Origin of the sequence: Polaromonas sp. JS666, assembly GCF_000013865.1 — a bacterium.
In the GTDB taxonomy this organism is placed as follows: domain Bacteria; phylum Pseudomonadota; class Gammaproteobacteria; order Burkholderiales; family Burkholderiaceae_C; genus Polaromonas.
On the sequence record NC_007948.1, the window covers coordinates 1,184,074 to 1,210,974 of the forward strand.

Consider the following 26,901-nt stretch of genomic DNA (forward strand, 5'->3'; position numbering starts at 1 on the left):
AAAAATAAAGTAAATCCAGCCAGTCTGTCCGGTCGAGCAATTCAGCGTCAGGATTTTTTAACCACCGCGTAGCGCTGCAGCGTCAGTGCCCGCGCTTCATCATGCTGGACGATGGGCATCGGGTAGTTTTGACCCAACGATACGCCCGCAGCACTCAGTTCAACCGGTTTGGCCAGCCAGGGGCTGTGCAGGCATGAGGCGGGGAGTTTCTCCAGGGGCGGCAGGTATTTGCGGATGAACTTGCCTTCCGCATCAAATTTCTCGCTCTGGCTGACCGGATTGAAGATGCGGAAATAGGGTTGTGCATCACAACCTGTGCTGGCCGCCCACTGCCAGCCCCCATTGTTGGCTGACAGGTCAAAATCATTGAGCTTTTCGGCAAAGTAGCGCTCGCCCCAGCGCCAGTCTATGCCGAGGTCTTTCACCAGAAAGCTGGCGGTCACCATGCGCAGGCGGTTGTGCATGTAGCCCCGTCTGGTTGATTTGCGCCATGGCCGCATCGACGAGAGGATAGCCCGTGCGGCCATCACACCAGGCCTGGAAGCGGGTGGTGGCCATCTCGCCGCTTTCCCACGCAATGGCGTCATATTCGGGCTTGAACGCACTCGTTGCAGCATGGGGGAAGTTGCTCAGAATCTGGGCATAAAAATCCCGCCATATCAATTCGCTCAGCCAGGCGGCGGCGCCTTCACTTTCCTTGCTTTCCTTGTTTTGCTGCTGCAAGGCCGTTGAAGCCATTTTCCGGATCGAGACAGTGCCAAAACGCAGGTGCACGCCCAGGTGGCTTGGGCCTTTGACGGCCGGAAAGTCCCGCGTGTCCCTGTAGAGATCCATGCGGCCCAGAAACTCCTCAAAAAGCGAGATTCCTCCCTAGCTTCCGGTCGGGATTTTCAGCGCCGACAGGTTCGTTTTCTCAAATCCCAGCGCCTCCAGCGGCGGCACCGCGGACAGCTCTCCGGCTGGTAGCGGTGCCAGGGCAGCGGCATACTGCGCAACCGGATAGGGCTTGAGGTAGAAACCGTCGACTTTCTTCAGCCAGGCATTCTTGTAGGGAGTGAACACGGTGTAGGGCTTGCCCGCCAGCGTCAGCACTTCGTGGCGTTCAAAAATGACATGGTCCTTGAAGCTGTGAAAAGCCACCCCCTGGCCGTCCAGCATCGCCTGTACGGCCGCGTCGCGCGCCAGCGCCTGGGGTTCGTCGTCGTGGTTGGTGAACACCGCATCAATGCAAAGCCCTGCTGCCAGCGCTCCCATGGCTTCGCTGGGCCTGGCGTGCCGCACCAGCAGCGCGGTGCCGGCGGCGCAGCCGCCCTGCCGGGCCAGCGCCTGCAGCTGCCCGTTCAGGTCGACCAGCGACTCCCGGATGAATTCCACGCGCCGGTCGGCCCGGGGCAGGTCGTCCAGGATGCCCCGGTCAAAAATGAACAGGCAAAACACCCGGTGGCACGACTTCAGCGCATGGTAAAGCGCTGCATTGTCCTCAGTGCGCAAATCCCGCCTGAACCACATCAGGCCGGTCCGGTATTTTTTTATCATGGAGCCGATGGTAGTGAAACAGGGCTGACAGGGCTGGCGGGGTCTGCCCGCGGGTTTTCCGCGCAGCCCTGCTGCCACCTCGGTGTTTTCCCTTGGAGTGCGCGTAAAATCATGGCATGGCTACGGATTCCGCACTGATCAACCTGACGCATCATTTCCTGATCGCGATGCCCGGGCTGGAGGATGAAGCCTTTGCCAAAAGCGTCGTGTACATGTGCGAACACAGCGACCGCGGGGCATTGGGCCTGGTCATCAACAAGCCCAGCGACATCAACCTCAAGAACCTGTTTGACAAGGTTGAGTTACCGCTACGTCGCGACGACCTCACGGAGGCGCCGGTGTTTCAGGGTGGCCCGGTGCAAACCGAGCGGGGGTTTGTGCTCCACGAATCCATGATGCCCGGCAGCGAGTCGGTGTATGCCTCGACCATGACGATTCCCGGCGGGCTGGAAATGACCACCTCCAAGGATGTGCTGGAAGCCCTGTCGACCGGTGCCGGCCCGCGCAAGGTGTTTGTCTCGCTCGGTTATTCCGCCTGGGGCGAGGGCCAGCTGGAATCGGAAATCTCGGACAACAGCTGGCTGACCGTACCCGCCGATGTGGCGGTGATTTTTGACACGCCGGTAGAGCAGCGCTACGACAAGGCCCTGATGCTGCTGGGTCTGCAGAGCTGGATGCTGTCTCCCGATGCTGGCCACGCATGAGCCTTGCGGCTGTGCCTCATCTCACTGCGGGTCTCCAAACCTTTCTGGCTTTCGACTTCGGTCTTCAACGCACCGGCGTTGCGACCGGCAATGTGCTGACCCGCACCGCCACACCGCAAGCCACCATCGCCGCCACGGGCGATGCCCGCCTCAAGGCGATTGAACTCCGGATCAGGGAATGGCAGCCCGATGCGCTCGTCGTCGGAATTCCATTTCATCCGGATGGCGCGAGCCACGAAAATACCCGGCGCGCGCAAAAATTCTCCCGCCAGTTGCGGGCGCGGTTTGGTCTCAAGGTGTTTGAGGTCGACGAGCGCTACAGCACGACAGAAGCCCTGGCCGGCGGCGCTGCGGACGCCGATGCCGCATCGGCGTGCATTATTCTCGAACAGTTTTTAAGGAGCCTTCCATGAGCAGTCTGACCCTGGATGCCGAGGCGCTGTATGGCGATTTGCTGCGCGGCATGCGGCTGCAGCTGGCCGCCTATGCCCAGCCACCCCGGCTGGTGGGGGTCGCCTCCGGTGGTGCCTGGCTGGCACAGCGCCTGCAAAAAGACCTCGGCCTGACCGGGGAGGCCGGCATTCTTTCATCGTCCATGCATCGCGACGATTTTTCGCAACGCGGCCTGGCCTCCAGTGGCCAAACCCTGTTGCCATTCGATGTCAACGGCGCCCACCTTATCGTGGTCGACGATGTGCTCTACACCGGCCGCACGATCAGGGCGGTGCTCAATGAGCTGTTTGACTATGGCCGGCCGGCCAGCGTCAGGCTGGTGGTCCTGGTCGATCGGGGCGGGCGCGAGCTGCCGGTTCAACCCGATCTGGCCATTGCGCGGGTGGCCTTGCCGGCCTCGCAGACGCTGGAGCTCGCGCGCGCGGACAACGGCCAGCTCAGTTTTCAGGTCCAGGACCGCTAAGCCAGAGAAGAACCCCAGCAAAAATCCAGAGCGCAAGAGGAGCCCAGAGCGTGTTGTACCGACGAAACCCACAACTCAATAAAAATGGTGAACTGATTCATCTGCTGTCGATCGAGGGCTTGCCCAAGGCCATCCTGACGCAGATTCTGGACACGGCCGCCAACTTTGTCAGCGTGAACAACCGCGAGGTCAAAAAAGTGCCGCTGCTGCGCGGTAAGAGCGTTTTTAACCTGTTTTTTGAAAACTCCACCCGCACCCGAACCACCTTTGAAATTGCCGCCACGCGCCTGTCGGCAGACGTGATCAACCTCGATATCGCGCGTTCGTCGGCCTCCAAGGGCGAGTCGCTGCTGGACACCATTGCCAACCTGAGCGCCATGGCCGCCGACCTGTTTGTGGTGCGCCACGGCGAATCCGGTGCGCCCTACCTGATCGCCCAGCATGTCGCTCCGCACGTGCATGTGATCAATGCCGGCGATGGCCGCCATGCCCACCCGACGCAGGGCCTGCTCGACATGTACACCATCCGCCACTACAAGAAGGACTTCAGCAACCTGACGGTGGCCATCGTCGGCGACGTGCTGCATTCGCGCGTGGCGCGCTCTGATATCCATGCGCTCACCACGCTGGGTTGCCCCGAGGTCCGCGTGGTGGGCCCCAAAACGCTGGTGCCCGCCGACATGGCGCAGATGGGCGTGCGCGTCTGCAACACGCTGGAAGAGGGTATCAAGGGCGCTGACGTGATCATCATGCTCAGGCTGCAAAACGAACGCATGTCGGGCGCCTTGCTGCCCAGCAGCCAGGAGTTCTTCAAGAGCTTCGGCCTGACCAACGAGAAGCTGCAACTGGCCAAACCCGATGCCATCGTCATGCACCCGGGGCCGATCAACCGGGGTGTTGAAATTGACTCGGCGGTGGTCGATGGCACGCAGAGCGTCATCCTGCCGCAGGTCACGTTCGGTATTGCCGTGCGCATGGCTGTCATGGGCATCGTTGCAGGGAATGAAGCATGAATATGGCCCCCACGCTTGTCACTTCGTGTACTGCGCTGCCCCCCAAGGGGGTTGAACTTCGCTTGGGGCGGCCCGGCGCTTCGTTCGTGACCCCCTCGCTTGTCGCTTCGCGTACTGCTCTGCCCACCAAGGGGGCTGGCCTAGCTTGGGGCGGCCCGGCACAGCGGCCTTTTTTCGGAAAAACAAAATGAAACTTCTCATTAAAAACGGCCGAGTGATCGACCCCGCTTCGGGGCTGGATGAAGTCTGTGATGTGGCCATTGCGGCGGGGCGCATTGTCTCGCTGAACCACACGACGGCCGATTTTTCCCCCAACAAAACCCTGGATGCCACCGGCTGTATCGTGGCGCCCGGCCTGATCGACCTGTCGGCCCGGCTGCGCGAGCCCGGCTATGAACACGAAGGCATGCTGGAGAGCGAGCTGGCCGCGGCGGTTGCAGGCGGTGTGACGAGTCTGGTCTGCCCGCCGGATACCGACCCGGTCCTGGATGAACCTGGCCTGGTGGAGATGCTCAAGTTTCGTGCCGAAAAGCTGCACCAGTCGCGTGTGTTCCCGCTGGGCGCGCTGACGCGGGCCCTTAAGGGCGAGGCGTTGACCGAAATGGTGGAGCTGACCGAAGCCGGCTGCGTGGGGTTCAGCCAGGCCGAAGTGCCGCTGGCCAACACCCAGGTGCTGATGCGCGCCCTGCAGTACGCGACCACCTTTGGCTACACCGTCTGGCTGCGCCCGCAGGAAATGCACCTGGGCCAGGGCGTGGCAGCCAGTGGCGCGCTGGCAACCCGCCTGGGTTTGAGCGGTGTATCGGTGGCCGCCGAGACAATCGCCCTCCACACGATTTTCGAGTTGGTGCGCGCCACCGGCGCGCGGGTGCACCTGTGCCGGATCAGCAGCGCCGCGGGGGTGGCCCTGGTGGGCAAGGCCAAGGCGGAAGGGCTGGACGTGACCTGCGACGTCAGCATCAACAGCCTGCATTTGACCGATGTCGATATCGGCTACTTCGACAGCCGCATGCGGCTGGATCCGCCCCTTCGCCAGCAGCGCGACCGGGACGCCATTCGCCAGGGCCTGGCAGACGGCACGATTGACGCGCTGGTGTCCGACCACAACCCGGTCGACGAGGATGCCAAAACCCTGCCGTTTGCCGAGGCCGAAGCCGGCGCGACCGGCCTGGAACTGTTGCTGGGCCTGGCCTGCAAATGGGGTGCTGACAGTCAGGCTGGCATGGCCCGTGCTCTGGCGGTGCTGACCAGCGAGCCGGCGCGCGTACTTGGCAACTCCCTGGGCACGCTGCAGGCCAGCGCCGGCCGGCTGGTCAAAGGGGGCATGGCGGATTTGTGCGTGTTCGACCCGGCCAGCGAGTGGATGGTTGAGCCGCAAGCCTTGCGCAGCCAGGGCAAGCACACGCCTTTTTCCGGCTATCAGCTCCCTGCGCGCGTGCGCTGGACGGTGGTCGGCGGGCAGCTGGCTTATGAAGCTTCGCGTTAAGCACACGTCCCGGACTGCATGAAGCTGCTGGGCGTTTGCTGGAAGCTGCTGCGAGCCACGGCCCACGCGGTGGTTGGTTTCCTGACAATCAAGTTATTGTTTCCGCGATTGAGCCAGGCCCATCGCGAAGCACGCGTGCAGGTGTGGGCGGGGGAGCTGCTTCGCATTGTGGGCATCGAGCTGGTGGTGAACGGCACACCGCCCGCGGCCGGGCCGGTGCTGCTGGTGGCCAACCACATTTCGTGGCTGGATATTGTGGTGATGCACGCATCACGCCATTGCCGGTTCGTCTCCAAGTCCGATGTCAAGAGCTGGCCCTTTGTCAGCACGCTGGCCGATGGGGCCGGCACGCTGTATCTTGAGCGTGAGTCGCGCCGCGATGCGCACCGGGTGGTGGCGCAAATGGCGGAACGCCTGCGTGCGGGGGACATCCTTGCGGTGTTTCCGGAAGGCACTACCGGGGACGGCATCACGCTCATGCCCTTTCACGCCAACCTGATCCAGGCCGCCATCGAGGCGTCTGTGCCGGTGCAGCCGGTGGCGCTCAAATTTGTCGATCCGGCAACGGGTGCGACGAGTCTGGCACCCAGTTATGTGGGCGATGAAACCCTGATCGGATCGATCTGGCGAACCCTGACGGCACCGGGGCTGAGGGCTGTGGTGACTTTTGGGGTGGCTCAGGGCGCCGAGGGGCAGACCCGGCGCCTGTGGGCCCAGGCCCTGCGCGAGGATATTGAGCGCCTCAGACGGGTGTAGCGTGCGGGGGGCGCTGCAAAGGCCCGGCAGTGCTGGTGGAGGGCAGGGGGTCGGTGGTGGAGGTCAGGGGGGTAGCGGAGGCGCCCGTTACCGCCACAGCCTCCCGCTCAAAGGTCACCACATGATCGACCTCGGCGCGAATGCCAATCCACTCGCCCAGCGCATGGTCATGGTGTGAGGGAACATGGGCCACCACCGTCTCGCCCGTCAAAAGCCGTAACGTGTACAAAAATTCCGACCCGCGAAAAGCCTTGCGAAGAATCTGCGCTTTGACCGGCGCGTTGTCGTCATGCACGATATCGTCGGCGCGCAGCAGTACATCACACAAGCCATCGGGATAGGCCTCGGGCAGGGGGCATTCGCGGATGTCTGTCAGGTCGCCGAGCGCGGTGTGCACCACCACCTCGCCGCCACGCTGTTCAATGTGCGCTTGCGCAAAGACCCCGTGGCCAATGAAGTCGGCGACAAAGCGGGTGGCCGGCCGGTGATACAAGGCATAGGCGTCTTCCCACTGGTGCAGATGCCCCTCATGCATCACGCCAATGCGGTCACCGATGGCAAATGCCTCCAGCTGGTCATGGGTGACAAACAGGGCCGTTGCACCCGCCGCCTTCAGGATGCCGCGCACCTCATGTGCGAGGCGCTCGCGCAGGTCCACGTCCAGGTTGGAAAAGGGTTCGTCCAGCAGCAGCAGGCGCGGCTCCGGGGCCAGCGCCCGCGCCAGGGCCACGCGCTGCTGCTGCCCCCCGGAGAGTTCATGCGGGAAACGCTTGTGCACATTGCCCAGGCCCACCAGCTCCAGCACCGCATTGACGCGCTGCTCGCGCTTGGCAGCGGGGAGATGGGTCAGGCCGAAAGCCACGTTGTGGGCCGCGTTCAGGTGCGGAAACAGCGCGTAATCCTGAAACACCATGCCGATGCGGCGCGACTCCGCAGGCACATGGGTATCAGGGCTGCTGACGATTTGCTGTGCCAGCTTGATGGTGCCCGCCTGCGCGCGTTCCAGACCGGCCACCGCACGCAGCAGGGTGGTTTTTCCGCAACCGGAGGGTCCGATCAACACCCCGATTTCGCCGGCCCGCAGGCCAAAGGTCACGCTGTCGACAGCCGGTTTTGAGCGGCCCGCGTAGTGCACACCCAACTGGGAGACATCCAAGAACATGGTTTGATTGTAGATGCTTACAATTCTCATTTGCAGTGACTGACTGCAAAAAACCATGGCGCATGCTGGTTTGGGCACAGCCCGTTCCGGCAGAGGCCTTTTTTCGGGTCTACATGCTCCGCCGTTTCCTACCCTCCGCGCTTCTTTTTGCGCTGGTCAGCCTGCTGACCCTGCCGGTGCTGGCCGTGGCTTTTTCCTGGCTGCAGTTCAACGACGAAGCCAGGTCCATCCTGGTCCAGATGCTGCAAACGGTCTTGCCTGCCTACACCGGCACCTCGGTGCTGCTGTGCCTGTGTGTGGCCTTCGGTGTCGCGGGGGTGGGCATGGCCACCGCCAGCGCCGTCACGCTGTTCGAATTTCCCGGCCGGCGCGTTTTTGAGTGGGCCCTGCTGCTTCCGCTGGCCATGCCGGCCTACGTCGTCGCCTATGCCTACACCGACTTCCTGCAATACGCGGGCCCGCTGCAGACCTGGCTGCGTGCCGCCTTTGGCCTTCAGGGCCGCCTGCTGCCTGAGGTGCGCAGCCTGGGTGGCGCCGTGCTGGTATTCACAGTCGCGTTGTATCCCTACGTGTATTTGCTGGCCCGTACCGCTTTGTCAGAGCGGGCCGTGCACCTGATGGAAGCGGCCCGCCTGCTCGGTGCGCCGCTTTCCCGCCGTATCCGCGGTGTGGCCCTGCCTTTGGCGCGTCCCGCCGTGGCGGCCGGGGTGGCGCTGGCTTTGATGGAAACACTGGCTGATTTTGGCGTGTCCAGCTATTTCGGCATCCAGACCTTCACCGCCGGCATTTACAAGGCCTGGCTGTCGATGGACAACCGGATTGCGGCGGCGCAATTGGCCACGGTGCTGCTGGTGCTTGTGGCCATGCTGCTGCGAATTGAACACAGCGCGCAAAAGCGCATGCGTTTTGCCGCAGGCCGGGGTGCGCGTGCGGGTGCCCAGGACGCCGCACCCGTGCGGCTGCGGGGCAGCCGCGCTGTCCTCGCGTGGCTGGTCTGCGCCCTGCCCATCGCGCTGGGCTTTCTCTTGCCCGTGCTTTTCATGCTGCGCCCGCTGGTTCTGGGCTGGGACAGCCTGCTGTGGGACAAATTCCTGGGCTGGACGCTGAACAGTGTCTGGCTGGCCGGCCTGAGCGCGCTGCTGGCCACCGCGCTGGCTGTCGGCCTGGCGTTCGCCGTGCGTCGCCAGCCGCATGTGCTTACCCGCTCGGCTGTTCACCTGGCCGGCCTGGGCTATGCCGTTCCGGGTGCGGTGATTGTGGTCGGCCTGCTGTTGCCCGTGGGCTGGCTGCAGGCGGCAGCGCCCCAAACCGCTGCGGGCTACTGGGTCACGGCCACGGTGCTCGGCGTCGTTTGGGCCTACCTGGTTCGCTTCACTGCGGTCGCGCTGCAGACCATGCAAAGCGGCTATTCACGCATTCCCGCCAGCTTTGATGACAGCGCGCGCATGCTGGGTACGACCGGCACCGGCATTCTTGCGCGCGTGCACTGGCCGCTGCTCAAGCGCTCCGTGGCGGCTGCCGGCTTGCTGGTGTTCGTCGATGTCATGAAGGAGCTGCCCGCCACGCTGGTGCTGCGCCCTTTCAACAGCGACACGCTGGCCGTCGTGACCTACCAGCTGGCACGGGACGAGCGGCTTGGGGAAGCCGCCTTGCCGGCGCTGGCACTGGTGCTGGTGGGGCTGCTGCCGGTGGCCTTGCTGAGCCGCACCCTGCGCTCAAGGTAGGCCGGCGGCCGGCCGGTTTCGGCTCAGGGTTGGGCCTTGATGTAGCGGTATTCCTGGGTCAGGCCGCCAAAACCGTAGGCTTGCGCCCGCACATCCTGCACGTGGATGTAGCTTTCTTCATGCACATTGCCGAGCAGCTGGCCGAGTGCGGCAAACGCTTCGGCGATGTATTGGGCTTTTTCATCCTTGGTGTTCGTGCCGTCCACCACCTTGATGTCGAAGTAAAAGCTGTTTTTCCCCTGCTCGGCCAGCGAGCGGCCCCCGACGATCCAGTGCTCGGGCGGGACGTAGTCAATCGCGATGGCGGTCAGTTCGCGCTTTTTTCGCAGGATTCTGGTGGTCAGCTCCAGCAGGGTTTCCGAGACCGCATGGGTGAGGGCGGTACTGGCGGGCTGACTGATCTTGACATTCAGGATGGGCATTTGAAGAACTCCATATGGTTAGCTATGCAACTAAAACATTAAAAAAAACGGGGCAGTGAACGCGCTATTTCAAGGCGGAAGACACGCTTCTGACCCGGGCGACAGTCTCCTCGAAATTTTCCTTTCCTATTTGTTGTTGAATGCGGCGGGTGACTTCGCCACTGGCCTTGTTGATACCCGCATGGAGCGCTTCGGCCCGGTCCGTGGGGTAAATGACCCAGTGCCGCCCATCGGCCTGCGTGCCCCTGCGCTCAATCAGCTTGAGCGCCTGCAGCCCGTCCAGCAGGCGCGTGGCGGTGGGTCGTGAAATGGTCAGCTCATCGGCAATCTCGTGTTGCAACATGCCCGGGTTCTTGAGCACCAGCCGCAACATGAAGCCTTGGGAGGGTGTCACACCGAATGGCTTGAAGGCCCGTGTCCATTCCTTGTCGACCAGGCGTGCCAGGGCGGTGGTATTGAAATAAAGGCAGTGATCGAACATGCGGCACAGCTTAGCATTTAATGGTTAGCTATGCAACTAGTTGTATCGCCAGTCATTCCGGGATTTATGGAATTGCCGGGGCACAGGTGCGGCGCTGCGGGAGCCTGTAAGTATGAGCCTACGCGCAGCAAATGCGGGGGACTACGGCCCGTCCGCTGGCGAAGGAGTAAGGTTTATTCACCCGCAACGTGCTCACCGTGGTTCATTACTGCGCGGCCCTCAAGCGGATTCGTCAACATTCTCAGGAGAAAACCATGAACCAGGACCAGCTAGAAGGCAACTGGCTTCAGTTGAAGGGCAAGATCAAGGAGCAATGGGGCAAGCTCACCGATGACGACCTTGATGTGATTGCCGGCAAGCGCGACCAGCTGCTGGGCAGGATTCAGGAGCGTCACGGCCTCAGCAAGGAAGAGGCTGAAGAGCAGTTCAAGGCGTGGCATGAGCGCAACCCCACCAACTTCTTTGAACGCTACTGAGTCGAACGTTATCGAGTCGTCATGAATGGCTGATTTCCATCTGATCAATGATTAAAACTTATCAAAGGAATCATCATGAAAACCAAATTGCTAATGCTCACTGTGGTGATGTCCTGTGCTTTTGCCGGCAACGCTGTGGCCATGACCAAAGAGGAATACAAAACACAGAAAGACCGGATCTCGGCCGATTACAAGGCGAGTTGGCAAAACTGCAACGTCATGAAAGCCAACGCCAAGGACATTTGCGTGGCCGAAGCCAAGGGCGCTGAAAAAGTGGCCAAGGCAGAACTGGAAGCGCAGTACAAGCCCAGTCCGCGGAATGACGAGAAAGTGACGCTCGCCAAAGCGGATGCCACCTACGACACCGCCAAGGAGAAATGCGACGACCTGAAGGGTAATGCCAAGGACGTCTGCGTGAAGGACGCCAAGGCAGCCCACACGAAGGCCAAAGAAGATGCCAAGGTGATGAAGGCTGCAGCCGATACCAGCAAAAATAAAACCGAAAAAATGGTTGATGTGAAAAAGGACGCCGCTGAAGAAAAACGTGAAGCGGACTACAAGGCGGCCAAGGAGCGCTGCGACAACCTGGCTGGCGCTGCCAAAGACACCTGCCAGAGTGACGCCAAGAGCAAATACGGCATGAAGTAATGGGTCAAGATGCCGCGGCAGGACAGATGCAGGGTTCGCCCCCCGGCTGAAGAGAATATCCCGTCATGCGTGAGCCTGACGGGATTTTTTAATTTGTCAGGCTTTCCACGGAAACCTGCGAACCGAGGGCGAGGGCCCCGGTTTCAGTGCCTATGTTTTAGCGACCTGCACACGCGCCGCCGTGCGAATGGCATCCAGTGTCACGCGGCCCACGACATCGCCGCTCGCGTTGACAACCGCCGCCTCAGCGGCGCCGGCGTCCAGCATCGCAGACAGGGCATCGCGCAGTGGTGTGCCGGCCGATACACGCGGTGCGCTGCTGGCAGGTGTACCTGCATCGGTGCACAGCCCGGTTGTCAGCAGTGACAGTCTTTTGAGCGACCGGTCTTCACCAACAAAAGCCTCTACAAACGAATCCGCAGGATGCGCCAGGATGCGTTCCGGCGTGTCGTATTGAACGACTTTTCCGGCGCGCAGGATGGCGATGCGCGTGGCCATTTTGATGGCTTCGTCGATGTCGTGCGTGACAAAGACAATGGTCTTCCCGAGTTCGCGCAGGATGCGCAGGAACTCGTCCTGCAGGCTCGCGCGGGTGATGGGGTCGATGGCTCCGAAAGGCTCGTCCATCAGCATCACCGGCGGGTCCGCGGCAAGCGCCCGCGCCACGCCCACACGCTGCTTTTGGCCACCCGAGAGCTCCCGCGGAAAACGGTCGCGGTACAGGCTGGGTTCCATGTGAACGAGCGCCAGCAGCTCATCCACGCGCAGGGCTATGCGCGGCGCGTCCCAGCCCAGCATTTTCGGCACGGTCGCCACGTTCTCGCCGATGGTCATGTGGGGAAAGAGCCCCACCTGCTGGATCACATAGCCGATCGAGCGGCGCAACTCTACCGCGTCTATCCGGGTCACATCCTGTCCGTCGACTTCAATCCGCCCCGAATCGGGTTCCACCATGCGGTTGATCATGCGCATCGTGGTGGTCTTGCCGCACCCCGAGGGGCCGATCAGCACGCAGATTTCGCCCGCATTGATGGTGAGCGACAGTCCGTCGACGGCCGTCTGGCCGCTGGTTCCGAAGCTCTTGGTGAGGCGGTCGAGTGTGATCATGCGCGAAGGCCCTGAGGGGTCATGCGGCGCTGCAAGGCGCCAAAAAGAAAATCAGTGCCCAGCGCCAGCAGGGTCACCGGGATGGCGCCCACCAGCAGTTGGGGGATGGCCATCATGGCAATGCCCGCGGTGATGAAGTCGCCAAGCCCGCCGCCGCCAATAAAGGCCGCCAGCACCGCCCCGGAAATCACCTGCACCGCGCCAGTGCGCAGGCCCGCAAAGATGACCGGCAGGGCCATCGGCAGTTCGACCTGCCGCAACAGCAGGGTCCGCGTCATGCCCATGCCAACCGCCGCGTCGACGGCATCGGCGTCCACGCCACGCATGCCGACGATGGTGTGGGTCACGATGGGCGGCAGCGCGATCAGCGTCAGGGCGAACAGCGCAGGCGCAAAGCCGGTCCCCAGAAGCGGCATGACCAGCGCGAGCACGGCCAGCGACGGCAAGGTGCGTCCGACATTCGCCGCGTTGACCACGGCCAGCGCCAGGCCGCCACGCCGCGCCACGGCAATACCGGCAGGTATGCTGATCAGCGCGGCCAAAAACAGCGCTGACCCTGACAGGGCAATGTGCACGCCCAGGGCCCGATAGAACTGGGTCGGATGGGTCGCCAGGAAGTTCCAGGTGTCGGCCAGCATTTTTTTCCTGGGGGTTCAGGCCGCGCGCCGGCGTTTGAGCTGCCGCTCGAGCAGTGCAAGCAGCAGGTCGACGCTGACCGCCAGGGCGCACGCGGTCAAGGCGCCTGCCCATATTTTTGCGGGGTGGTCGCTGGCAATGCCGTTGAAGATCAGCGTGCCCAGCCCGCCCGCGTTGACGTAGGCCGCGACGACGGTCACGCTGATGACCGTCACGGCTGACACACGCAGGCCCGCCACGATCACCGGCAACGCCAGCGGCAACTCGATGCGCCGCATGATCTGGGCCGCGCTCATGCCCATGCCACGGGCGGCATCGATCACGTCTGCCGGAACCTCCCGAATGCCCGTCGCCACACTGCGGATCAGGATCATGAGCGAGAACGCCACCATGGTGATGATGGCGTTGGTCCGGCCCAGCCCGACGAGCGGAATCAGGAAAGCGAGAAAGGCCAGTGTCGGAATGGTGTACAAAATCCCGGAGACTGTCATCACGGCGCCGTACAGCCGTTCTCGCCGGGCGGCCACGAGGCCAATGACCAGCGACAGGGCGAATGCAATCGTGAGCGCCGTCAGGGAGATGGCAATGTGTTCCCACAGGGCATACACAATGTCAGTCCAGTTGCGCAGGAACCATTTCATAACGGTGTCACGCGGCCCCTGGACTGACGGCCCATGAACTGAACAAGCCCGAGGCTACAGCGCGTTGGACCCGGTCAATGTCCGGGCCCAGCGGGCGGTCTTCGTCCAGCATGGCGACCAGGTCGCGCAGTTGCAGATAGGTCGCGCGCGCGCCTTCACCCATGGTGGCCTGATCGGTTTCACGCAGGTCCACGGCCTGGGCGGCGATCAGAAGTTCAATGGCGATGAGGTAGCGGACGCGCTCCAGCAGTTCACCCAGTTTTTCGGCAACGCCCAGCGCCATGCACGCATGATCCTCCAGCCCTTCGGAGACCGGCAGGTAATCGAGCGAGCCGGGGTTGGCGCGCAACCGTATCTCGGCCCACAGGGCGGTCAGGGTTTTTTGCACCGTGGCAAAGCCGGAATGGGCTGGCCCGTGGCGTGTCAGCTGCAGGGGCAGGCCGGTGAGCGCGGGTGACATGAAGCGCTGGCAGCGGGCCACAGACATGCTGGCGGCCTGTGCCAGCGCAATCGCGCAGGCGTCCAGCGCGAGCGCCAGGGCCGGCACGTGAAAGTTTCCGTTGGACAGCATGATGCCGTCGTCTGCCAGCACCAGCGGGCTGTCGGCGGCGCTGTTGAGTTCCATTTCGACCTGCTCCCGGGCCAGGGCTATCATGCCCCGGGCAGCGCCATGCACCTGGGCCACGACACGCAGCGAGACCGGGTCCTGAACGCGGCGGGCGGCACCCGGCGCGAGCAGTGCGCTGCCCTTCAGGAGCGCGCGCAGCTGGCTGGCAACTTCCACCTGGCCGGTCGCGGGCCTGGCCATGACCGCGCTGGGATGGAGCGGGGACAAGTTGGCGCGAAAGCCCTCGAATCCCAGCGCCACCGCGGCCAGCCAGGCGTCCAGTGCGGCCGTGGCGTCATGCAGCACCAGTGCGGCACGCGCGGTGGTGGCGGCGTTGGAGCTGATCAGCGCCAGGCCGTCCTTGGCGCCGAGCTTGACGGGCTGCAGCCCGGCGCGCTCCAGGGCAACGCCGCCCTTGAGCACCTCGCCGCCAAATTCGGCCTCGCCTTCGCCGAACAGGGGCAAGGCCAAATGCGACAACTGGGGCAGGTCGGCCACACCAATGGAGCCGAAGCGTGGCACCACCGGGTGCACCCGGTGGTTCAGCAGCGCGATACAGGCATCCAGCACGCCGGGTGACACGCCGGAGCCACCGCGCGCCAGGCCGGCGATGCGGGCAAATTGCATGGCGCGAACACTGGACTGCTCATAAGCCGGTCCGACCGCCACCGCGCGGGCACGCACGGCCCGGCGCTGATAGTCTTCCAGATCATCTTCCGCCAGCAGTGCGCCCGTGTTGGCACCCAGCGCGGAATTGAGGCCATAAACAGGCGCGCCGGACGCCGCCAGGCGGACTACCACATCGCGCGCCGCGGCAACCCGCGCACGGGCACCGGGTGCCAGCGCGACGGCTTCACCCTGGCGGGCGACGCGCACCAGATCGGCTATGCCCACCCATGTTTCGCCGACTTCAATCGTCATGGGCTGTCAGTTCCCGTTGGCTGATGCGCTTGTGACCTGCGGGGCTTACTTGACCAGCCCCTTGGCTTTGAGGAAGTCGCGTGCCACGTCTTTGGGTTCCAGCTTTTCGCCATCGACCTGGTAGTTCATCTGGGCCATCGTGGTTTCGTCGAGCAGGGCGCTGACCCGGTTCAGGACATCACCAACTTTGGGGTTTGCATCAAGGACTTCGCGGCGAATGACGGGCACCACGAAATACGGGGGCCACAGGTTTTTGTCGTCGCGCAGCCGCTTCAGTTTCATGGCGCTGATCATGCCGTCCGTGGAGTAGCCGTTCACCACCTGGATCTGATCGTTCTTGAGCGCCTGGTAGCGCAGGCCAATGGCCATCTGCAGGTCTTCCCCGAACACCATGTCGTATTTGGCTTTCAGGCCAGGCAGCCCGTCCTTGCGATCGCGAAATTCAGGGCCGGCGCCGATCTTCAGGTTCTTGGCAGCCTTCGCCAGATCCGAGAGGGTTTCCAGCTTGTACTTCTGCGCGGTCTCCGGACGGACGACCATCACATACCCGTTGTTGAGGTTGGACTGGTTCAGCACGGCAAAGCCCATCTTGGCGTAGGCCTCTTTCACCTTGTCATAGACGGCCTTGGGATCCGTCATGGGCTCCTGCTTCAGCACGGCAAGCAGCATGGTGCCGGTGTACTCGGGGTAGAAATCGATCTGTTTTTCTTCCATGGCTTTTTGCGCAATCAGCGTGCCACCCAGATTGAGCTTTTTCTCGGTCTTGATGCCTGCGGCTTCCAGGGCCTGGGCGTAAATTTCTGCGAGCACAAACTGCTCGGTGAAATTTTTGGAGCCCACGCGGACCACTTGCTGGGCCTGCGAAGCGAGGGGCACCACGGTGGCGAAGGCCAATGCCCACAAGGCCAGAAATTTACGAATCTTCATGATGATCTCCGTTTGAGGATGGCGACAGGGATTGCAGCAGGTATTGCGACAGCGATAGCGGACATTAACTGTTTTTCCGGATTTTTGCAGGGGATTCCGGCGCTGCTGCGTCCCTGGAAGTCACCCCCTCGGGTACGTCAACTTGTATATACAAGCGAATAATAGTAGCATACGGAAATTGCCCGTGCAAGACGAAAAATCACTCTGCAACAGCCGTTTTTTCGCAGACATGCCAGACCTCAAAACGGACTCCAGCAAGTGCCTTTTTCCTCACCGTCTTCGCTTTTCTCCTCTCTCACCCTTCGACTGCCTGGCACCCTGGTGTGCGTGGTCATCGCCCTGGCGGCCACTTTTTTGTCGGAGCATTACGGCGGGCCGCAACTGCTGTACGCCTTGCTGATCGGTCTGGCATTTCATTTTCTGTGCAGCAATCCCCGCGTCAGGCCCGGCGTTGACTTTTGTGGCCGAAGCCTGCTGCGCATCGGCGTGGCATTGCTCGGCGTGCGCATCACCTTGACCCAGGTTGCCAGGCTTGGCCTCGAATCCGCGGTGGTCATCGCGGTGGGGGTGGCGCTGACGATTCTTTTTGGATTGCTGCTGGCCCGGTGGTTGAAACGTCCCCGTGAGGAGGGCCTGCTCTCCGGCGGCGCCGTGGCCATCTGCGGGGCATCGGCGGTGCTGGCCCTGTCGTCCGTCCTGCCGCAAACCAGGGAGAACGAACGCTTCACGCTGCTGGCGGTGGTGGGCGTAACGGTGTTGTCCACCCTGAGCATGGTGATCTACCCCTTCGCGCTCAAGGCCATCGGCCTTCCCCCTGAGCAGGCGGGTATTTTCCTGGGTGGCACCATCCATGATGTGGCGCAGGTGGTGGCTGCCGGCATGATGCTGGGCCCCGCAGTGGGCGACACCGCCACCGTGGTGAAGCTGTTTCGCGTCATGCTGCTGATGCCCATTGTGGTGTTCGTCGCCATCAGCTACCGAAACCATCCGGATACCAAGGCGACCGATGATGAAGTGCCGCTGGTTCCGGGCTTCCTGCTCGCCTTCATTGTGCTGGTGCTGCTGGCCAGCATCGGCACATTCACACCCGATATGACGCAGCTGGCGAGCAGCACCTCGCGCTGGCTGCTGGTCACGGCCATTGCGGCGGCGGGCATCAAGACCAGCTTTGAAGACCTGCTCAAACTCGGCTGGCAACCGGTTGCCATGCTGGTGGGCGAGACGGTTTTCATCGCCTCGCTGGTTCTGGCCGCCATTGTGACGCTGCGGCTGGGCCTGTAGCTGCGGGGCTGCCTGCCGGATGAGGTCCGCGGCTTTACACCAGCCGCAAGGCGGTCAGCTCGGTAATTTGCGCCTCCCCCGCCAGGCCGATACGCCCCTGCGCCACCAATTGATGCACCGCACCGATGTCAGGCGCCAGGCTGCGGTCGCGCATCATGGCTGGCGATACCGAACGCACCAGTTGCAGCACACCTTCCAATACAGAAGCGCTTTTCAGCGGCCGCAGAAATTCGATCCCCTGGGCCGCCGTCAGCAGTTCAATGGCCACGATGTACTCCGTGTTGCGCAGCATGGGCTGAAGCCGGCGGGCCGCAAAGGTCGCCATGCTCACGTGGTCTTCCTGGTTGGCCGAGGTGGGCAGGCTGTCCACACTGGCCGGATGGGCCAGCGACTTGTTTTCTGACGCCAGCGCGGCGGCCGTCACGTGCACGATCATGAAACCCGAATTCAGCCCGGGCTCGGGCGTGAGAAAGGCCGGCAGGCGAGACACCACCGTATCGACCAGCATGGCAATGCGCCGCTCGGTGATGGCGCCGATTTCCGCAATGACCACGGCCAGCGCATCGGCAGCCAGCGCCACCGGTTCCGCATGAAAATTGCCGCCTGACAAAAGCTCCCCCCCGACGTGGCCTGTGGCCACCTCCCCCTCAAGGGGGCGGCTCCTGTGGCCCGGCAAAGCCGGTTCCACGGCCCCCGCTTGCACGGCAACTTCCTGGGTGGAGGCGAACACCAGCGGGTTGTCGGTGACGGCATTGGCTTCACGCATCAACACCTGCGAGGCATAGCGCATCTGATCCAGGCAGGCGCCCATGACCTGCGGCTGGCAGCGCAGGCAGTACGGATCCTGCACCCGGTCGTCGCCCTCCAGGTGGGAGCGGCGGATCTCGCTGCCGACCATCAGCGCGCGGTAGGCAGCGGCACAGGCGATCTGCCCGGGCTGGCCGCGCACGGCGTGAATGCGGGGATCAAACGGGCCGTCGCTGCCGCGTGCGGCGTCGAGCGTGACCGCCCCGGAAATCACGGCGGCTTCGAACAGGCGCTCGGTCGCCAGCAGGGCATCAAGCGCCAGTGCGGTGGAGACCTGCGTGCCATTGATCAGGGCCAGCCCCTCCTTGGCCGACAACTGTATCGGGGCCAGGGGGGCCTGTTGCAGCGCGGCTGCGGCGGGCAGGCGCTCGCCGCGATAAAACACCTCGCCTTCGCCAATCAATGGGAGGCACAAATGCGCCAGCGGCGCGAGGTCGCCGGAGGCGCCGACCGATCCCTGGCAGGGAATCACCGGCGTCAAGCCGTGGTTGTACAGGGCCAGCAGCAGGTCGATGACACATTCACGCACGCCCGAAAAGCCGCGCGCCAGGCTGGCGGCCTTGAGCAGCAGGACCAGCCGTACCACCCGCTCCGGCATGGGCTCGCCCACACCGACGGCATGCGAGCGCAACAGGTTGAGCTGCAGGGTATTCAAGTCGGTTTGGGCGATGCGCTGGTTGGCCAGCTTGCCGAAACCGGTGTTCACGCCATAGACGGCGGCGCCGCCCTGCGCGGCCTGCTGGACGAGCTGGGCGCTGGCACGAATGCCTGCGGTGGCTGACGGATCTATCGTCAGCGGCTCGCTGCCTGCGTGGATCTGGCGCAGTTGCGTCAAGGTTAAGAAGCCTGGCTGGATGTTCATGGTGACTCGTTGGCAAGCAGTGACAGCGGGAAGCGTGGGTATTACGGTATTACCTCATTCGGGTTTGATGTTCTTTTGCCGGATCACTTCAGCCCAGCGCATGGTGTCGGCCTGAATCGTGGCGGCGAGGTCTGACGGTTTGCCGGCACCCGGCGTCATGCCCAGCGCGGCCAGCTTGTCTCTCAGTTCGGGACGGGCGAGGAGGCGCGCGGTTTCCGCGTTGAGGCGGTCAATCACCGGGCGCGGCGTGCCGGCGGGCACCATCAGCGCATACCAGGACACGGCCTCGAAGCGGGCCAGGCCCTGCTCGGCAAGGGTCGGGACTTCAGGCATGACTGGCGAGCGTTTGAGGCTCGCCACCCCCAGCGCGCGCAGTTTGCCGCTCTGGATGTGGGGCAGCACCGAGGACATCTGCGCGAACATCATCGACACCTGGCCGCCGAGCAGGTCGTTGAGCGCCGGCCCGATCCCCTTGTAAGGCACATGGAGCAGCTGCACGTTACTCTGCAGCGCGAGCAACTCGCCCGCCAGGTGCGCCTGGCTGCCGGCGCCGGGCGAGGCGAAGGAGAGCGCATCCGGCTTCTGTGCGGCCAGGGCCAGCAGCTCCCGGAGCGAGCGTGCCGGCACCGCCGCATTCACCACCAGCACGTTGTCCACCGTGGCCAGCATGGAGACCGGCGCGAGGTCCGAGGCCTTGTACGGCAGGCTGGGAAACAGCGTGGGGTTGACGGCGATATTGCCCAGGGGCACGATCGCCAGGGTGTGGCCGTCCGGCGGGGCCTTGGCCGCCTGCTCGATGCCGATGTTGCCGGCCGCGCCTACCCTGTTGTCGACCACGGCCGGCTGGCCGAGGGCTTCGGACAGGCCCTGGGCCAGTATGCGGCCCAGCACGTCAGTCGGTCCGCCGGGTGGAAAGGGCACGATCACATGCAGCGGCCGGGACGGATAGGTTTGCGCCAGCACGCCGAAGGATGCCGCCGTCACCAGCGGGATGACCAGAAAGAAGAGAAAGCGAAAGCGGCGCATCAGAGCTCCTCGAAAGGGATGGCGGCCGCAGCGGCCATGACTGCCAGGGGCTGGTAATCGGCGGGGTCGGGCACCGCAAAGCCCGCCAGCAGCAGGCCCTGCATGAGCGGTGCCAGTTCCGGCGCCGTGGCTGTTGCCAGCAGGGCCGCGCGCAGCCGCGCGAGTTCGCCTGCGGTCAGGGCCGCGGTTGCGACCAGCGGAGGAATCGGCAGTGCCGGGGTGCTCGCCACCGTGCGCACCTGGGCGGCAAAGTCCGGCTCCCGCTGCCGCAGCAGATCGTGGTAGTAGCTGTCCAGCGGGCCCACATCGATGCGGCCTTCGGCCAGCGCCTCGATCACGCCGCGGGCGTGAATCAGCTCGCCAACCGCCTGGCGGTAAAGCCGCGGCCGGCCGGCCGTGCGGTAGCGCTCCAGGTAGTGGCGCGGGGCCACGCCGCCCGACATCGAATCGGCCAGCGTGTAGCCCACCACGCCGCCGAAGGTGTCTTCGAGCGTCCGGTAAGGCGCGCCGGTGCGCACCACGATGTCGGTGAAATACACCGGCCGGCCGCCGTAACGGGCCGGTGACGGCAGCGGTGCCGCGACCAGGATGGGCCGGACTGCGCGTTGCGCAAAGGGCAGGCCGCACATCATGGCCAGGCCCAGGTCATCGCGCGCCCACAGCGCCGACAGGGGCGCCGGCGCGTCGTAGTCGATCACGTCCCACGGCAGACCGGCGCGGGCCAGCACCCAGTCCAGCAGCTGCTTCCAGTCGGCCTTGACCGATGGGGTCGCCGAGTACATGCGGGCGTTGGCCACCGGCAGGGAGGCGACGGGTGATGTGCTGATGGCGTTCATGGCGGCGTGGCGGCGTGACGGTATGTTGGGATGCCGGTGTTGTGGATGTTGTGGGCGCTTTGGAATTCAGCGAAAGCGCAGCTGTTGCCCGAGGTTCATCCGCTTGGCCTTTTCCAGCATGAACGCGCCGAGGGCGATGTCCGACAGCGACAGGCCGCGGTGCCAGAAGAGATTGGTCTCCTCATCGCTCTGGCGGCCGGGTTTGAGGCCCGCAACGATTTGCCCCAGTTCGGCATGCAGGGTTTTTTCCGACAGCTTGCCGCTGTCCACATGGGCGCGCAGGGCGCCAAAAGGCCCGGCCTTGGCCTGGCCCCAGTCGTCCATCACCATCTTGTCCATGATGTCGGTGAGCGACAGCTCCACCGCGCTCATGGTGCCGTAGGGAATCACGCAGGCGCCCTTCTTGATCCATTCGGTCTTGAGCAGGGGCTCGGGTTTTTCCAGCCGCGAAGCCTCCACCACGATGTCGGCCCCGCGCACGCAGGACTCCCAGTCTTGCGTCACCGTGATTTTCTTGCCCAGGTCTTTTTCAAGCCGCGCGGCAAAGGCATTGCGGCTGTCGGGCCGGCGCGAGTGAACGCGGATTTCGTCAAAGTGGTAGATCGAGTCGAGCAGGCGGACGTTCCAGTAAGACGTGCCGCGTGCGCCGATGTGGCCCAGCACCTTGGAGTCCTTGCGCGCCAGGTGTTTTGCGCCCAGCGCGGTGATGGCGCCGGTGCGCATGTCGGTGATGTCGGAGGCGTCGATGATGGCGATCGGCGAGCCGTTTTTCGGGTTGAACAGGTTGAGCACCGCCAGCTCCGACGGCAGGCCGATTTCATAGTTGCGGTAAAAGTCGCCCACCACTTTCACGCCGGCCAGGCCCAGCGGGCGGATGTAGCCGCGCAGCACATTGAAGTGGCCCGGGTAATCCTTTTCCGGCACCAGGTGCATGCGCGGCTCGATGGTGGTTTGCTGCAGGCCTTGCGCATGCAGCGCCTGCTCCACGGCGCCAATGATTTCGGCATCGGTCAGGGCCAATGCCTGCACGTCAGGGTGGTTCAGATAGGTCAGGTAGATTTCGGCCGTATCGTCAACGTTATGGTCGGACATGTTTCAGGCTCCCATCATGGGCAGGTTCAGGTGGTTGTCTCGGGCGCTCTGGCGGGCGATCTCATAGCCCGCATCCGCATGGCGCATGACGCCGGTGGCCGGGTCATTGAACAGCACGCGTTCGATGCGTTCAGCCGCCTCAAGGGTACCGTCACACACAATGACCACGCCCGCGTGCTGCGAGTAACCCATGCCCACGCCGCCGCCATGGTGCAGGCTGACCCAGGTGGCGCCGCTGGCCGTGTTGAGCAGGGCATTGAGCAGCGGCCAGTCGCTCACGGCATCGCTGCCGTCCTGCATCGCCTCGGTTTCACGGTTCGGCGAAGCGACGGAGCCGCTGTCGAGGTGGTCGCGGCCGATGACGATGGGCGCCTTCAGCTCGCCGCTTTTCACCATCTCGTTGAAAGCCAGGCCCGCCCTATGGCGTTCGCCCAGGCCAATCCAGCAAATGCGCGCCGGCAGGCCCTGGAAGCTGATGCGCTCTTCGGCCATGTCAAGCCAGCGGTGCAGGGGCGTGTTGTCGGGGAACAGTTCCTTCATCTTCGCATCGGTCTTGCGAATGTCCTCCGGATCGCCCGACAGCGCCACCCAGCGGAAGGGCCCGACACCGCGGCAAAACAGCGGCCGGATGTAGGCGGGCACAAAACCGGGGTAGTCAAAGGCATTGGCCACGCCGAAGTCCTTGGCGACCTGGCGCAGGTTGTTGCCGTAGTCCACGGTGGGAATGCCCATTTCATGGAAAGCCAGCATGGCCTTGACGTGCACCGCGCAGGACTCGCCGGCCGCTTTTGTCAGCGCGGCATGCTGCGCCGGGTCCTTTTGCGCGGCCTGCCATCGGGCCACCGTCCAGCCCGCCGGCAGGTAGCCATTGATGATGTCGTGGGCCGAGGTCTGGTCGGTCACGATGTCGGGGCGGATGCCGCCGGCCTGCGCGCGCCTGACCAGTTCCGGCACGATCTCGGCCGCATTGCCGCACAGCGCGATGGAGACGGCCTCCTTGCGCGACGTGTGGTGCTGGATCATCTCCAGCGCTTCGTCGAGGCTGGCGGCTTGCTTGTCGACGTAGCGCGTCCTCAAGCGAAAGTCGATGCGCGACTGCTGGCATTCGATGTTGAGGGAGCAGGCGCCGGCAAAGGTCGCCGCCAGCGGCTGCGCGCCACCCATGCCCCCCAACCCCGCCGTCAGCACCCAGCGGCCCGCCAGGTCGCCATTGAAGTGCTGGCGGCCCGCTTCCACAAAGGTCTCGTACGTGCCCTGCACGATGCCCTGCGTGCCGATGTAGATCCAGCTGCCGGCCGTCATCTGGCCGTACATCATGAGGCCGGCGCGGTCGAGTTCATTGAAGTGTTCCCAGGTGGCCCATTTGGGCACCAGGTTGGAATTGGCGATCAGCACGCGCGGCGCGCCCGCATGGGTGCGGAACACGCCGACCGGCTTGCCGGACTGCACCAGCAGTGTCTCGTCGGCCTTGAGCTTGCGCAGCGAGTCCAGGATGGCGTCAAACGCCGGCCAGTTGCGCGCCGCCTTGCCAATGCCGCCGTACACCACCAGCTCGTCGGGGTTTTCCGCGACTTCCGGGTCCAGGTTGTTCTGGATCATGCGGTAAGCCGCTTCGATCTGCCAGTTGGCGCAGGTGAGGGCGCTTCCCCGGGGCGCGCGGACCGGTCGGGCCTGGCTGTCCTGGAAGGGGGTGTTGGAAAGATCCGGCATGAGATCCGACATGAGACAGGCTCCATGTAACAAAAAGAAAAAACTTTGGCGCGGCTTCGGGCTCGGGCTTCAGGCTTTGGTTGGTTAAATCGTAGTTGTCTATACAACTTGTGTCAACTGGAGTAATCTACGGCCTGCGACAGCGCCTTTTAGAGGGCGCCAATTGTTTTTTCTTACTTCGGCATAAAAATGGCAACCACTCCGCTGCCTGCTTATGGGCAGGTCAAGGCATTCATCAAAACGCGCATCAGTGCCGGCACCTGGAGGCCCGGTGATCCGGTGCCCAGCGAGGCCGTGCTGATGGCGCAATTTGGCGTCAGCCGCATGACGGTCAACCGTGCGCTGCGCGAGCTGATGGGCGAGGGCCTGGTCACGCGAATCCAGGGCTCGGGAACCTTTGTGGCTGAGCTGCACCGCATTTCTTCCACGCTGACCATTCGTGATATTCATGAGGAAGTCATTGAGCGGGGCCACACCCATAGCTCGCGGGTGTTGCGGGCGGAGTCCGAAAAAGCCAGCGCCGACGTGGCGCGCACCCTGGGCCTGCGCACGGGCGGGCGTGTGTTCCACACCATATTGATTCATCTGGAAAACGGTGTGCCCATCCAGTACGAAGACCGCTATGTCAACCCGGCGGCGGCACCCAACTACCTGAAGACCGACTTCACGCAGACCACGCCCACCTACCACCTGCTGGAAGAAGCGCCGCTCACCGAAGCCAGCTATTCGATCGAGGCCTGCCTGCCGACAGCACTGGAGGCCAGGCACCTCGATATCAAGCCAGGCGAAGCCTGTCTGGCGATGATGCGCCGCACCGTGAGCGGCGCCCACATTGCCAGCGTGGCACGGCTGGTGTACCCCGGTTCGCGCTACAGCTTTGCCGGAAAGTTCCAGGCATGAGACCGCCGCCGCGGCGTCAAACTGTATTTGAGGAAGCAGTGAAATGAGCGGGGCGAGTGACCTTGTCAGTATCAATGATCAATGGAGTCAGTGAGATGAATGGAGTGAATCAGATGAATGGAGTCAGCGGGATGAGCGAGATGAATCAGGGCGGGCAGGAAGAGCAGAACCCGGCCTATACCTTGCGGCGCGGCACGGTTCCCCTGTTGGTGAGCATGCCGCACATCGGCACGGCCATTCCGCCGGAGCTGCAGGCGGCCTACATGCCCGAGGCGCTGAAAGTGGAAGACACCGACTGGCACCTGCAGACGCTTTACAGCTTCCTGCCGGAAATCGGCGCCAGCGTGTTGACGCCGCACTATTCACGCTATGTGATTGACCTCAACCGCCCGCCGGATGACGCCCCGATGTACCCCGGTGCGTCCAATACCGAACTTTGCCCCACCCGGTTTTTCTCGGGTGCGCCGCTCTACCAGCCCGGTTGCGAGCCCACCCCGGATGAGCGCGCAAGGCGGCGCGAGGCCTATTGGCAGCCCTACCATGCGGCCCTGGCCGCCGAGCTGGCGCGTCTCAAGGCCCGGCACGGCTATGCGTTGCTGTGGGACGCGCACAGCATCCGCTCGCAGATTCCCTGGCTGTTTGATGGCACGCTGCCCGACCTCAACATCGGAACGGCCGACGGCGCCAGCGCCCATGAAGCCATTACCGCATCGGTCGCGCAGGCCTGCGCTGCGCTTTCCGGCATCACGACAGCCGTCAACGGCCGCTTCAAGGGCGGCTACATCACGCGCCACTATGGCCAGCCGTCCAGCGATGTGCACGCCGTGCAGCTGGAGATGTGCCAGCGCCTGTACATGCAAGAAGTGCCGCCCTTTGCCTACGACGCGGCGCTGGCTTCCCGCATCCAGCCCTTGTTGAAAAACATGCTCTCCAGCGCGCTTTCGTCCTGCCGAAGCTGCCATGAAGAGTGAAGCACGGCTTTTTTCGGGAGCGCGGAACCATCGGTAGCGACAGGAATGGGTTGGTGCAGTTTTCTCTTTTCTGCTGAAATCACCTGAAGCTTGGTGGAGGGTCTCGGCCTCGGCTGGATCCACGTCAAATGCATGTGGAACGGCAGCGCGATGCCGCCGCGTGGCACCCTGACGGTAAGATCAGGCCATCACGCCGAAGGAAACAACCGTGCCTTTGTCTCCAGCCAACCGTTGCCAACGGACGCGCCTTGCCGCTGCGCTCCGTGGTGTTTGCGATGGTGGTGACTTTGACGGTGGCGGCAACCCGGGGAGCAGTTCATTGATCAGGATCGTCATTGTGGATGACCACGCGATCGTGCGCGAAGGTCTCAAACGCATCATTTCCTCGGCCGACGACATGGAGGTGGCGGGCGAAGCCGCCAATGGCGCCGAGGCCATGCAGCGGGTGCGCGAACTGGCCTTCGACGTGCTGATGCTGGACCTGTCCATGCCGGGGCGCAGCGGCATGGAGTTGATCAAGCTGGTCCGTGCCGAGAAGCCCAAGCTGCGCATCCTGGTGCTGAGCATGCACCAGGAGCTGCAGTACGCCGTGCGCGCCATCAAGTCCGGCGCCAGCGGTTACCTGACCAAGGAGAGCGCCCCCGCGCAACTGGAGGAGGCCATCCGCAAGATCGCCGCCGGCGGCGCCTTCATCAGCGCGGAAGTGGCCGAGCAACTGGCTCTGGGTGCCATGCCGGGCAGCGAGGCGCCCAGGCACGACTGTCTGTCCAACCGCGAATTCGAGGTGTTTCGCCTGGTGGTCGACGGCATGACCCTGACCGATATCGCGGCCCAGCTCCATCTCTCGGTCAAAACGGTCAGCACGCACAAGGTCAACCTGATGCACAAGATGGGCTTGCACAACCAGAGCGAGCTGATCCGCTATGCACTCAAACATGGCCTGACCGATCAGTTGGAGTAATTGTGAAGTTCCAATAGGTGGTTGCCCGCCAGGCGGGGGCGGGAGACTGGCAACTGAAATCTGCGGGGTGGTATTTCCGGCTACGAGATGGAGATCGAGGGAGGTAGAGGAAGGTAAAGGAAGGTAAAGGAAGGTAAAGGAAGGTAAAGGAAGGGAGATGGATGGTGGTGGGCGACGGCTGCCCGATGCGCGTCACGGGCCATCGCCGTTCGTGGCGCAAAGTCTCTTTGAGCCTGTCCAGGGCCTCCACGGATTTGTGCTCTCCGGATGTTTTGTGCGCTGCAGCAAGGCG

Annotated in this window: 26 protein-coding genes and 1 pseudogene; 13 read left to right on the forward strand and 14 right to left on the reverse strand. The window is 63.6% G+C overall.

The window, feature by feature from the left end; genetic code table 11:
* Positions 1–47: 47 nt before the first annotated feature.
* A pseudogene (locus tag BPRO_RS05635) lies at positions 48–1,536 on the reverse strand (deoxyribodipyrimidine photo-lyase).
* A gap of 116 nt (positions 1,537–1,652) precedes the next feature.
* Between BPRO_RS05635 and BPRO_RS05640 the strand changes: the two are divergent.
* From BPRO_RS05640 to BPRO_RS05665, 6 genes are all read left to right on the forward strand, one after another.
* Positions 1,653–2,240 carry a YqgE/AlgH family protein gene (locus BPRO_RS05640; RefSeq protein WP_011482094.1) on the forward strand — a complete coding sequence of 196 codons (588 nt, stop codon included), beginning with the start codon at positions 1,653–1,655 and terminating at the stop codon, positions 2,238–2,240.
* Positions 2,237–2,653 (forward strand): Holliday junction resolvase RuvX, encoded by a 417-nt coding sequence (ruvX, locus tag BPRO_RS05645; RefSeq protein ID WP_011482095.1) that lies wholly within the window; start codon positions 2,237–2,239, stop codon positions 2,651–2,653. The genes BPRO_RS05640 and ruvX overlap by 4 nt, the downstream gene beginning before the upstream one ends.
* Positions 2,650–3,156, forward strand: coding sequence for a bifunctional pyr operon transcriptional regulator/uracil phosphoribosyltransferase PyrR (gene pyrR, locus BPRO_RS05650; RefSeq protein ID WP_011482096.1), 507 nt, complete (start codon positions 2,650–2,652; stop codon positions 3,154–3,156). Before ruvX ends, pyrR begins: the two co-directional genes overlap by 4 nt.
* A 50-nt stretch (positions 3,157–3,206) precedes the next feature.
* Positions 3,207–4,169, forward strand: a complete 963-nt coding sequence (locus BPRO_RS05655; RefSeq protein ID WP_011482097.1) for an aspartate carbamoyltransferase catalytic subunit — start codon at positions 3,207–3,209, stop codon at positions 4,167–4,169.
* 187 nt (positions 4,170–4,356) lie between these two features.
* Positions 4,357–5,655: a dihydroorotase gene (locus BPRO_RS05660; protein WP_041388434.1), complete on the forward strand. Its 1,299-nt coding sequence runs from the start codon at positions 4,357–4,359 to the stop codon at positions 5,653–5,655.
* A gap of 18 nt (positions 5,656–5,673) precedes the next feature.
* Positions 5,674–6,411: a lysophospholipid acyltransferase family protein gene (locus BPRO_RS05665; RefSeq protein WP_011482099.1), complete on the forward strand. Its 738-nt coding sequence runs from the start codon at positions 5,674–5,676 to the stop codon at positions 6,409–6,411.
* Here the strand turns inward: BPRO_RS05665 and BPRO_RS05670 are convergent.
* On the reverse strand, positions 6,398–7,573 hold the full coding sequence (locus BPRO_RS05670; protein ID WP_081430484.1) for an ABC transporter ATP-binding protein: 1,176 nt from the start codon (positions 7,571–7,573) through the stop codon (positions 6,398–6,400). The genes BPRO_RS05665 and BPRO_RS05670 overlap by 14 nt on opposite strands.
* Before the next feature lie 113 nt (positions 7,574–7,686).
* Here BPRO_RS05670 and BPRO_RS05675 point away from each other — a divergent pair, with 113 nt between their 5' ends.
* Positions 7,687–9,297 carry an ABC transporter permease gene (locus BPRO_RS05675; protein WP_011482101.1) on the forward strand — a complete coding sequence of 537 codons (1,611 nt, stop codon included), beginning with the start codon at positions 7,687–7,689 and terminating at the stop codon, positions 9,295–9,297.
* A gap of 23 nt (positions 9,298–9,320) precedes the next feature.
* Here BPRO_RS05675 and BPRO_RS05680 read toward each other — a convergent pair whose 3' ends face one another.
* Complete coding sequence (locus BPRO_RS05680) at positions 9,321–9,719, reverse strand: tautomerase family protein (RefSeq protein ID WP_011482102.1); 399 nt, start codon at positions 9,717–9,719, stop codon at positions 9,321–9,323.
* A 64-nt stretch (positions 9,720–9,783) separates the two neighbouring features.
* The gene (locus tag BPRO_RS05685) at positions 9,784–10,200 is read right to left on the reverse strand and encodes a MarR family winged helix-turn-helix transcriptional regulator (protein ID WP_011482103.1); all 417 of its coding nucleotides are present in this window, start codon (positions 10,198–10,200) and stop codon (positions 9,784–9,786) included.
* Positions 10,201–10,454: 254 nt separating this feature from the next.
* Between BPRO_RS05685 and BPRO_RS05690 the strand changes: the two genes are divergently transcribed.
* Both BPRO_RS05690 and BPRO_RS05695 read left to right on the forward strand, forming a co-directional pair.
* Positions 10,455–10,676: a CsbD family protein gene (locus tag BPRO_RS05690; protein WP_011482104.1), complete on the forward strand. Its 222-nt coding sequence runs from the start codon at positions 10,455–10,457 to the stop codon at positions 10,674–10,676.
* A gap of 75 nt (positions 10,677–10,751) precedes the next feature.
* On the forward strand, positions 10,752–11,324 hold the full coding sequence (locus tag BPRO_RS05695) for a hypothetical protein (protein ID WP_011482105.1): 573 nt from the start codon (positions 10,752–10,754) through the stop codon (positions 11,322–11,324).
* 150 nt (positions 11,325–11,474) lie between these two features.
* Here the strand turns inward: BPRO_RS05695 and BPRO_RS05700 are convergent, their stop codons facing one another.
* From BPRO_RS05700 to BPRO_RS05720, 5 genes are read right to left on the reverse strand one after another with little or no spacing between them, the layout of a single operon-like run.
* Positions 11,475–12,431, reverse strand: a complete 957-nt coding sequence (locus tag BPRO_RS05700) for an ABC transporter ATP-binding protein (protein WP_011482106.1) — start codon at positions 12,429–12,431, stop codon at positions 11,475–11,477.
* The gene (locus tag BPRO_RS05705) at positions 12,428–13,069 is read right to left on the reverse strand and encodes an ABC transporter permease (RefSeq protein ID WP_011482107.1); all 642 of its coding nucleotides are present in this window, start codon (positions 13,067–13,069) and stop codon (positions 12,428–12,430) included. Before BPRO_RS05705 ends, BPRO_RS05700 begins: the two co-directional genes overlap by 4 nt.
* A gap of 15 nt (positions 13,070–13,084) precedes the next feature.
* Positions 13,085–13,708 carry an ABC transporter permease gene (locus BPRO_RS05710; protein ID WP_011482108.1) on the reverse strand — a complete coding sequence of 208 codons (624 nt, stop codon included), beginning with the start codon at positions 13,706–13,708 and terminating at the stop codon, positions 13,085–13,087.
* Positions 13,709–13,715: 7 nt separating this feature from the next.
* Positions 13,716–15,236, reverse strand: a complete 1,521-nt coding sequence (hutH, locus tag BPRO_RS05715; protein ID WP_011482109.1) for an HAL/PAL/TAL family ammonia-lyase — start codon at positions 15,234–15,236, stop codon at positions 13,716–13,718.
* A 45-nt stretch (positions 15,237–15,281) separates the two neighbouring features.
* Positions 15,282–16,163: a glycine betaine ABC transporter substrate-binding protein gene (locus BPRO_RS05720; protein ID WP_011482110.1), complete on the reverse strand. Its 882-nt coding sequence runs from the start codon at positions 16,161–16,163 to the stop codon at positions 15,282–15,284.
* Positions 16,164–16,421: 258 nt separating this feature from the next.
* On the opposite strand from BPRO_RS05720, the gene BPRO_RS05725 reads away from it, so the two are divergent.
* Positions 16,422–17,444 (forward strand): YeiH family protein, encoded by a 1,023-nt coding sequence (locus BPRO_RS05725; protein ID WP_011482111.1) that lies wholly within the window; start codon positions 16,422–16,424, stop codon positions 17,442–17,444.
* Between the two features lie 34 nt (positions 17,445–17,478).
* Here the strand turns inward: BPRO_RS05725 and hutH (BPRO_RS05730) are convergent, their stop codons facing one another.
* From hutH (BPRO_RS05730) to hutU, 5 genes are all read right to left on the reverse strand, one after another.
* Entirely contained in the window at positions 17,479–19,113 is a 1,635-nt protein-coding gene (gene hutH, locus BPRO_RS05730) for a histidine ammonia-lyase (RefSeq protein WP_011482112.1), read from the reverse strand.
* 54 nt (positions 19,114–19,167) lie between these two features.
* Positions 19,168–20,139, reverse strand: coding sequence for a Bug family tripartite tricarboxylate transporter substrate binding protein (locus BPRO_RS05735; RefSeq protein WP_011482113.1), 972 nt, complete (start codon positions 20,137–20,139; stop codon positions 19,168–19,170).
* Positions 20,139–20,975, reverse strand: a complete 837-nt coding sequence (locus BPRO_RS05740) for a phosphate/phosphite/phosphonate ABC transporter substrate-binding protein (RefSeq protein WP_011482114.1) — start codon at positions 20,973–20,975, stop codon at positions 20,139–20,141. The genes BPRO_RS05735 and BPRO_RS05740 overlap by 1 nt, the downstream gene beginning before the upstream one ends.
* Positions 20,976–21,041: 66 nt before the next feature.
* Positions 21,042–22,067 carry an ornithine cyclodeaminase family protein gene (locus BPRO_RS05745; RefSeq protein ID WP_011482115.1) on the reverse strand — a complete coding sequence of 342 codons (1,026 nt, stop codon included), beginning with the start codon at positions 22,065–22,067 and terminating at the stop codon, positions 21,042–21,044.
* Positions 22,068–22,070: 3 nt separating this feature from the next.
* A complete protein-coding gene (gene hutU / locus BPRO_RS05750; RefSeq protein WP_011482116.1) occupies positions 22,071–23,789 on the reverse strand; it encodes a urocanate hydratase in 1,719 nt (572 codons plus the stop codon).
* Between the two features lie 177 nt (positions 23,790–23,966).
* Here hutU and hutC point away from each other — a divergent pair, with 177 nt between their 5' ends.
* From hutC to BPRO_RS05765, 3 genes are all read left to right on the forward strand, one after another.
* Positions 23,967–24,677 (forward strand): histidine utilization repressor, encoded by a 711-nt coding sequence (hutC, locus tag BPRO_RS05755; protein ID WP_011482117.1) that lies wholly within the window; start codon positions 23,967–23,969, stop codon positions 24,675–24,677.
* Between the two features lie 131 nt (positions 24,678–24,808).
* On the forward strand, positions 24,809–25,648 hold the full coding sequence (hutG, locus tag BPRO_RS05760; RefSeq protein WP_157045736.1) for an N-formylglutamate deformylase: 840 nt from the start codon (positions 24,809–24,811) through the stop codon (positions 25,646–25,648).
* A gap of 319 nt (positions 25,649–25,967) precedes the next feature.
* Positions 25,968–26,609, forward strand: coding sequence for a response regulator (locus BPRO_RS05765; protein WP_011482119.1), 642 nt, complete (start codon positions 25,968–25,970; stop codon positions 26,607–26,609).
* Positions 26,610–26,901 lie beyond the last annotated feature (292 nt).

Bases quoted from the DNA above. Each gene is read 5' to 3' on its own strand.
- pyrR (WP_011482096.1), top strand. From the start codon at position 2,650: ATGAGCAGTCTGACCCTGGATGCCGAGGCGCTGTATGGCGATTTGCTG.
- hutH (WP_011482109.1), bottom strand. From the start codon at position 15,236: ATGACGATTGAAGTCGGCGAAACATGGGTGGGCATAGCCGATCTGGTG.
- BPRO_RS05745 (WP_011482115.1), bottom strand. From the start codon at position 22,067: ATGTCCGACCATAACGTTGACGATACGGCCGAAATCTACCTGACCTAT.
- BPRO_RS05700 (WP_011482106.1), bottom strand. From the start codon at position 12,431: ATGATCACACTCGACCGCCTCACCAAGAGCTTCGGAACCAGCGGCCAG.
- hutU (WP_011482116.1), bottom strand. From the start codon at position 23,789: ATGTCGGATCTCATGCCGGATCTTTCCAACACCCCCTTCCAGGACAGC.
- hutH (WP_011482112.1), bottom strand. From the start codon at position 19,113: ATGAACATCCAGCCAGGCTTCTTAACCTTGACGCAACTGCGCCAGATC.
- BPRO_RS05710 (WP_011482108.1), bottom strand. From the start codon at position 13,708: ATGAAATGGTTCCTGCGCAACTGGACTGACATTGTGTATGCCCTGTGG.
- BPRO_RS05695 (WP_011482105.1), top strand. From the start codon at position 10,752: ATGAAAACCAAATTGCTAATGCTCACTGTGGTGATGTCCTGTGCTTTT.
- BPRO_RS05735 (WP_011482113.1), bottom strand. From the start codon at position 20,139: ATGCGCCGCTTTCGCTTTCTCTTCTTTCTGGTCATCCCGCTGGTGACG.
- BPRO_RS05660 (WP_041388434.1), top strand. From the start codon at position 4,357: ATGAAACTTCTCATTAAAAACGGCCGAGTGATCGACCCCGCTTCGGGG.
- BPRO_RS05675 (WP_011482101.1), top strand. From the start codon at position 7,687: ATGCTCCGCCGTTTCCTACCCTCCGCGCTTCTTTTTGCGCTGGTCAGC.
- BPRO_RS05690 (WP_011482104.1), top strand. From the start codon at position 10,455: ATGAACCAGGACCAGCTAGAAGGCAACTGGCTTCAGTTGAAGGGCAAG.
- BPRO_RS05705 (WP_011482107.1), bottom strand. From the start codon at position 13,069: ATGCTGGCCGACACCTGGAACTTCCTGGCGACCCATCCGACCCAGTTC.
- BPRO_RS05685 (WP_011482103.1), bottom strand. From the start codon at position 10,200: ATGTTCGATCACTGCCTTTATTTCAATACCACCGCCCTGGCACGCCTG.
- BPRO_RS05665 (WP_011482099.1), top strand. From the start codon at position 5,674: ATGAAGCTGCTGGGCGTTTGCTGGAAGCTGCTGCGAGCCACGGCCCAC.
- ruvX (WP_011482095.1), top strand. From the start codon at position 2,237: ATGAGCCTTGCGGCTGTGCCTCATCTCACTGCGGGTCTCCAAACCTTT.
- hutC (WP_011482117.1), top strand. From the start codon at position 23,967: ATGGCAACCACTCCGCTGCCTGCTTATGGGCAGGTCAAGGCATTCATC.
- hutG (WP_157045736.1), top strand. From the start codon at position 24,809: ATGAGCGAGATGAATCAGGGCGGGCAGGAAGAGCAGAACCCGGCCTAT.
- BPRO_RS05720 (WP_011482110.1), bottom strand. From the start codon at position 16,163: ATGAAGATTCGTAAATTTCTGGCCTTGTGGGCATTGGCCTTCGCCACC.
- BPRO_RS05670 (WP_081430484.1), bottom strand. From the start codon at position 7,573: ATGTTCTTGGATGTCTCCCAGTTGGGTGTGCACTACGCGGGCCGCTCA.
- BPRO_RS05740 (WP_011482114.1), bottom strand. From the start codon at position 20,975: ATGAACGCCATCAGCACATCACCCGTCGCCTCCCTGCCGGTGGCCAAC.
- BPRO_RS05640 (WP_011482094.1), top strand. From the start codon at position 1,653: ATGGCTACGGATTCCGCACTGATCAACCTGACGCATCATTTCCTGATC.
- BPRO_RS05680 (WP_011482102.1), bottom strand. From the start codon at position 9,719: ATGCCCATCCTGAATGTCAAGATCAGTCAGCCCGCCAGTACCGCCCTC.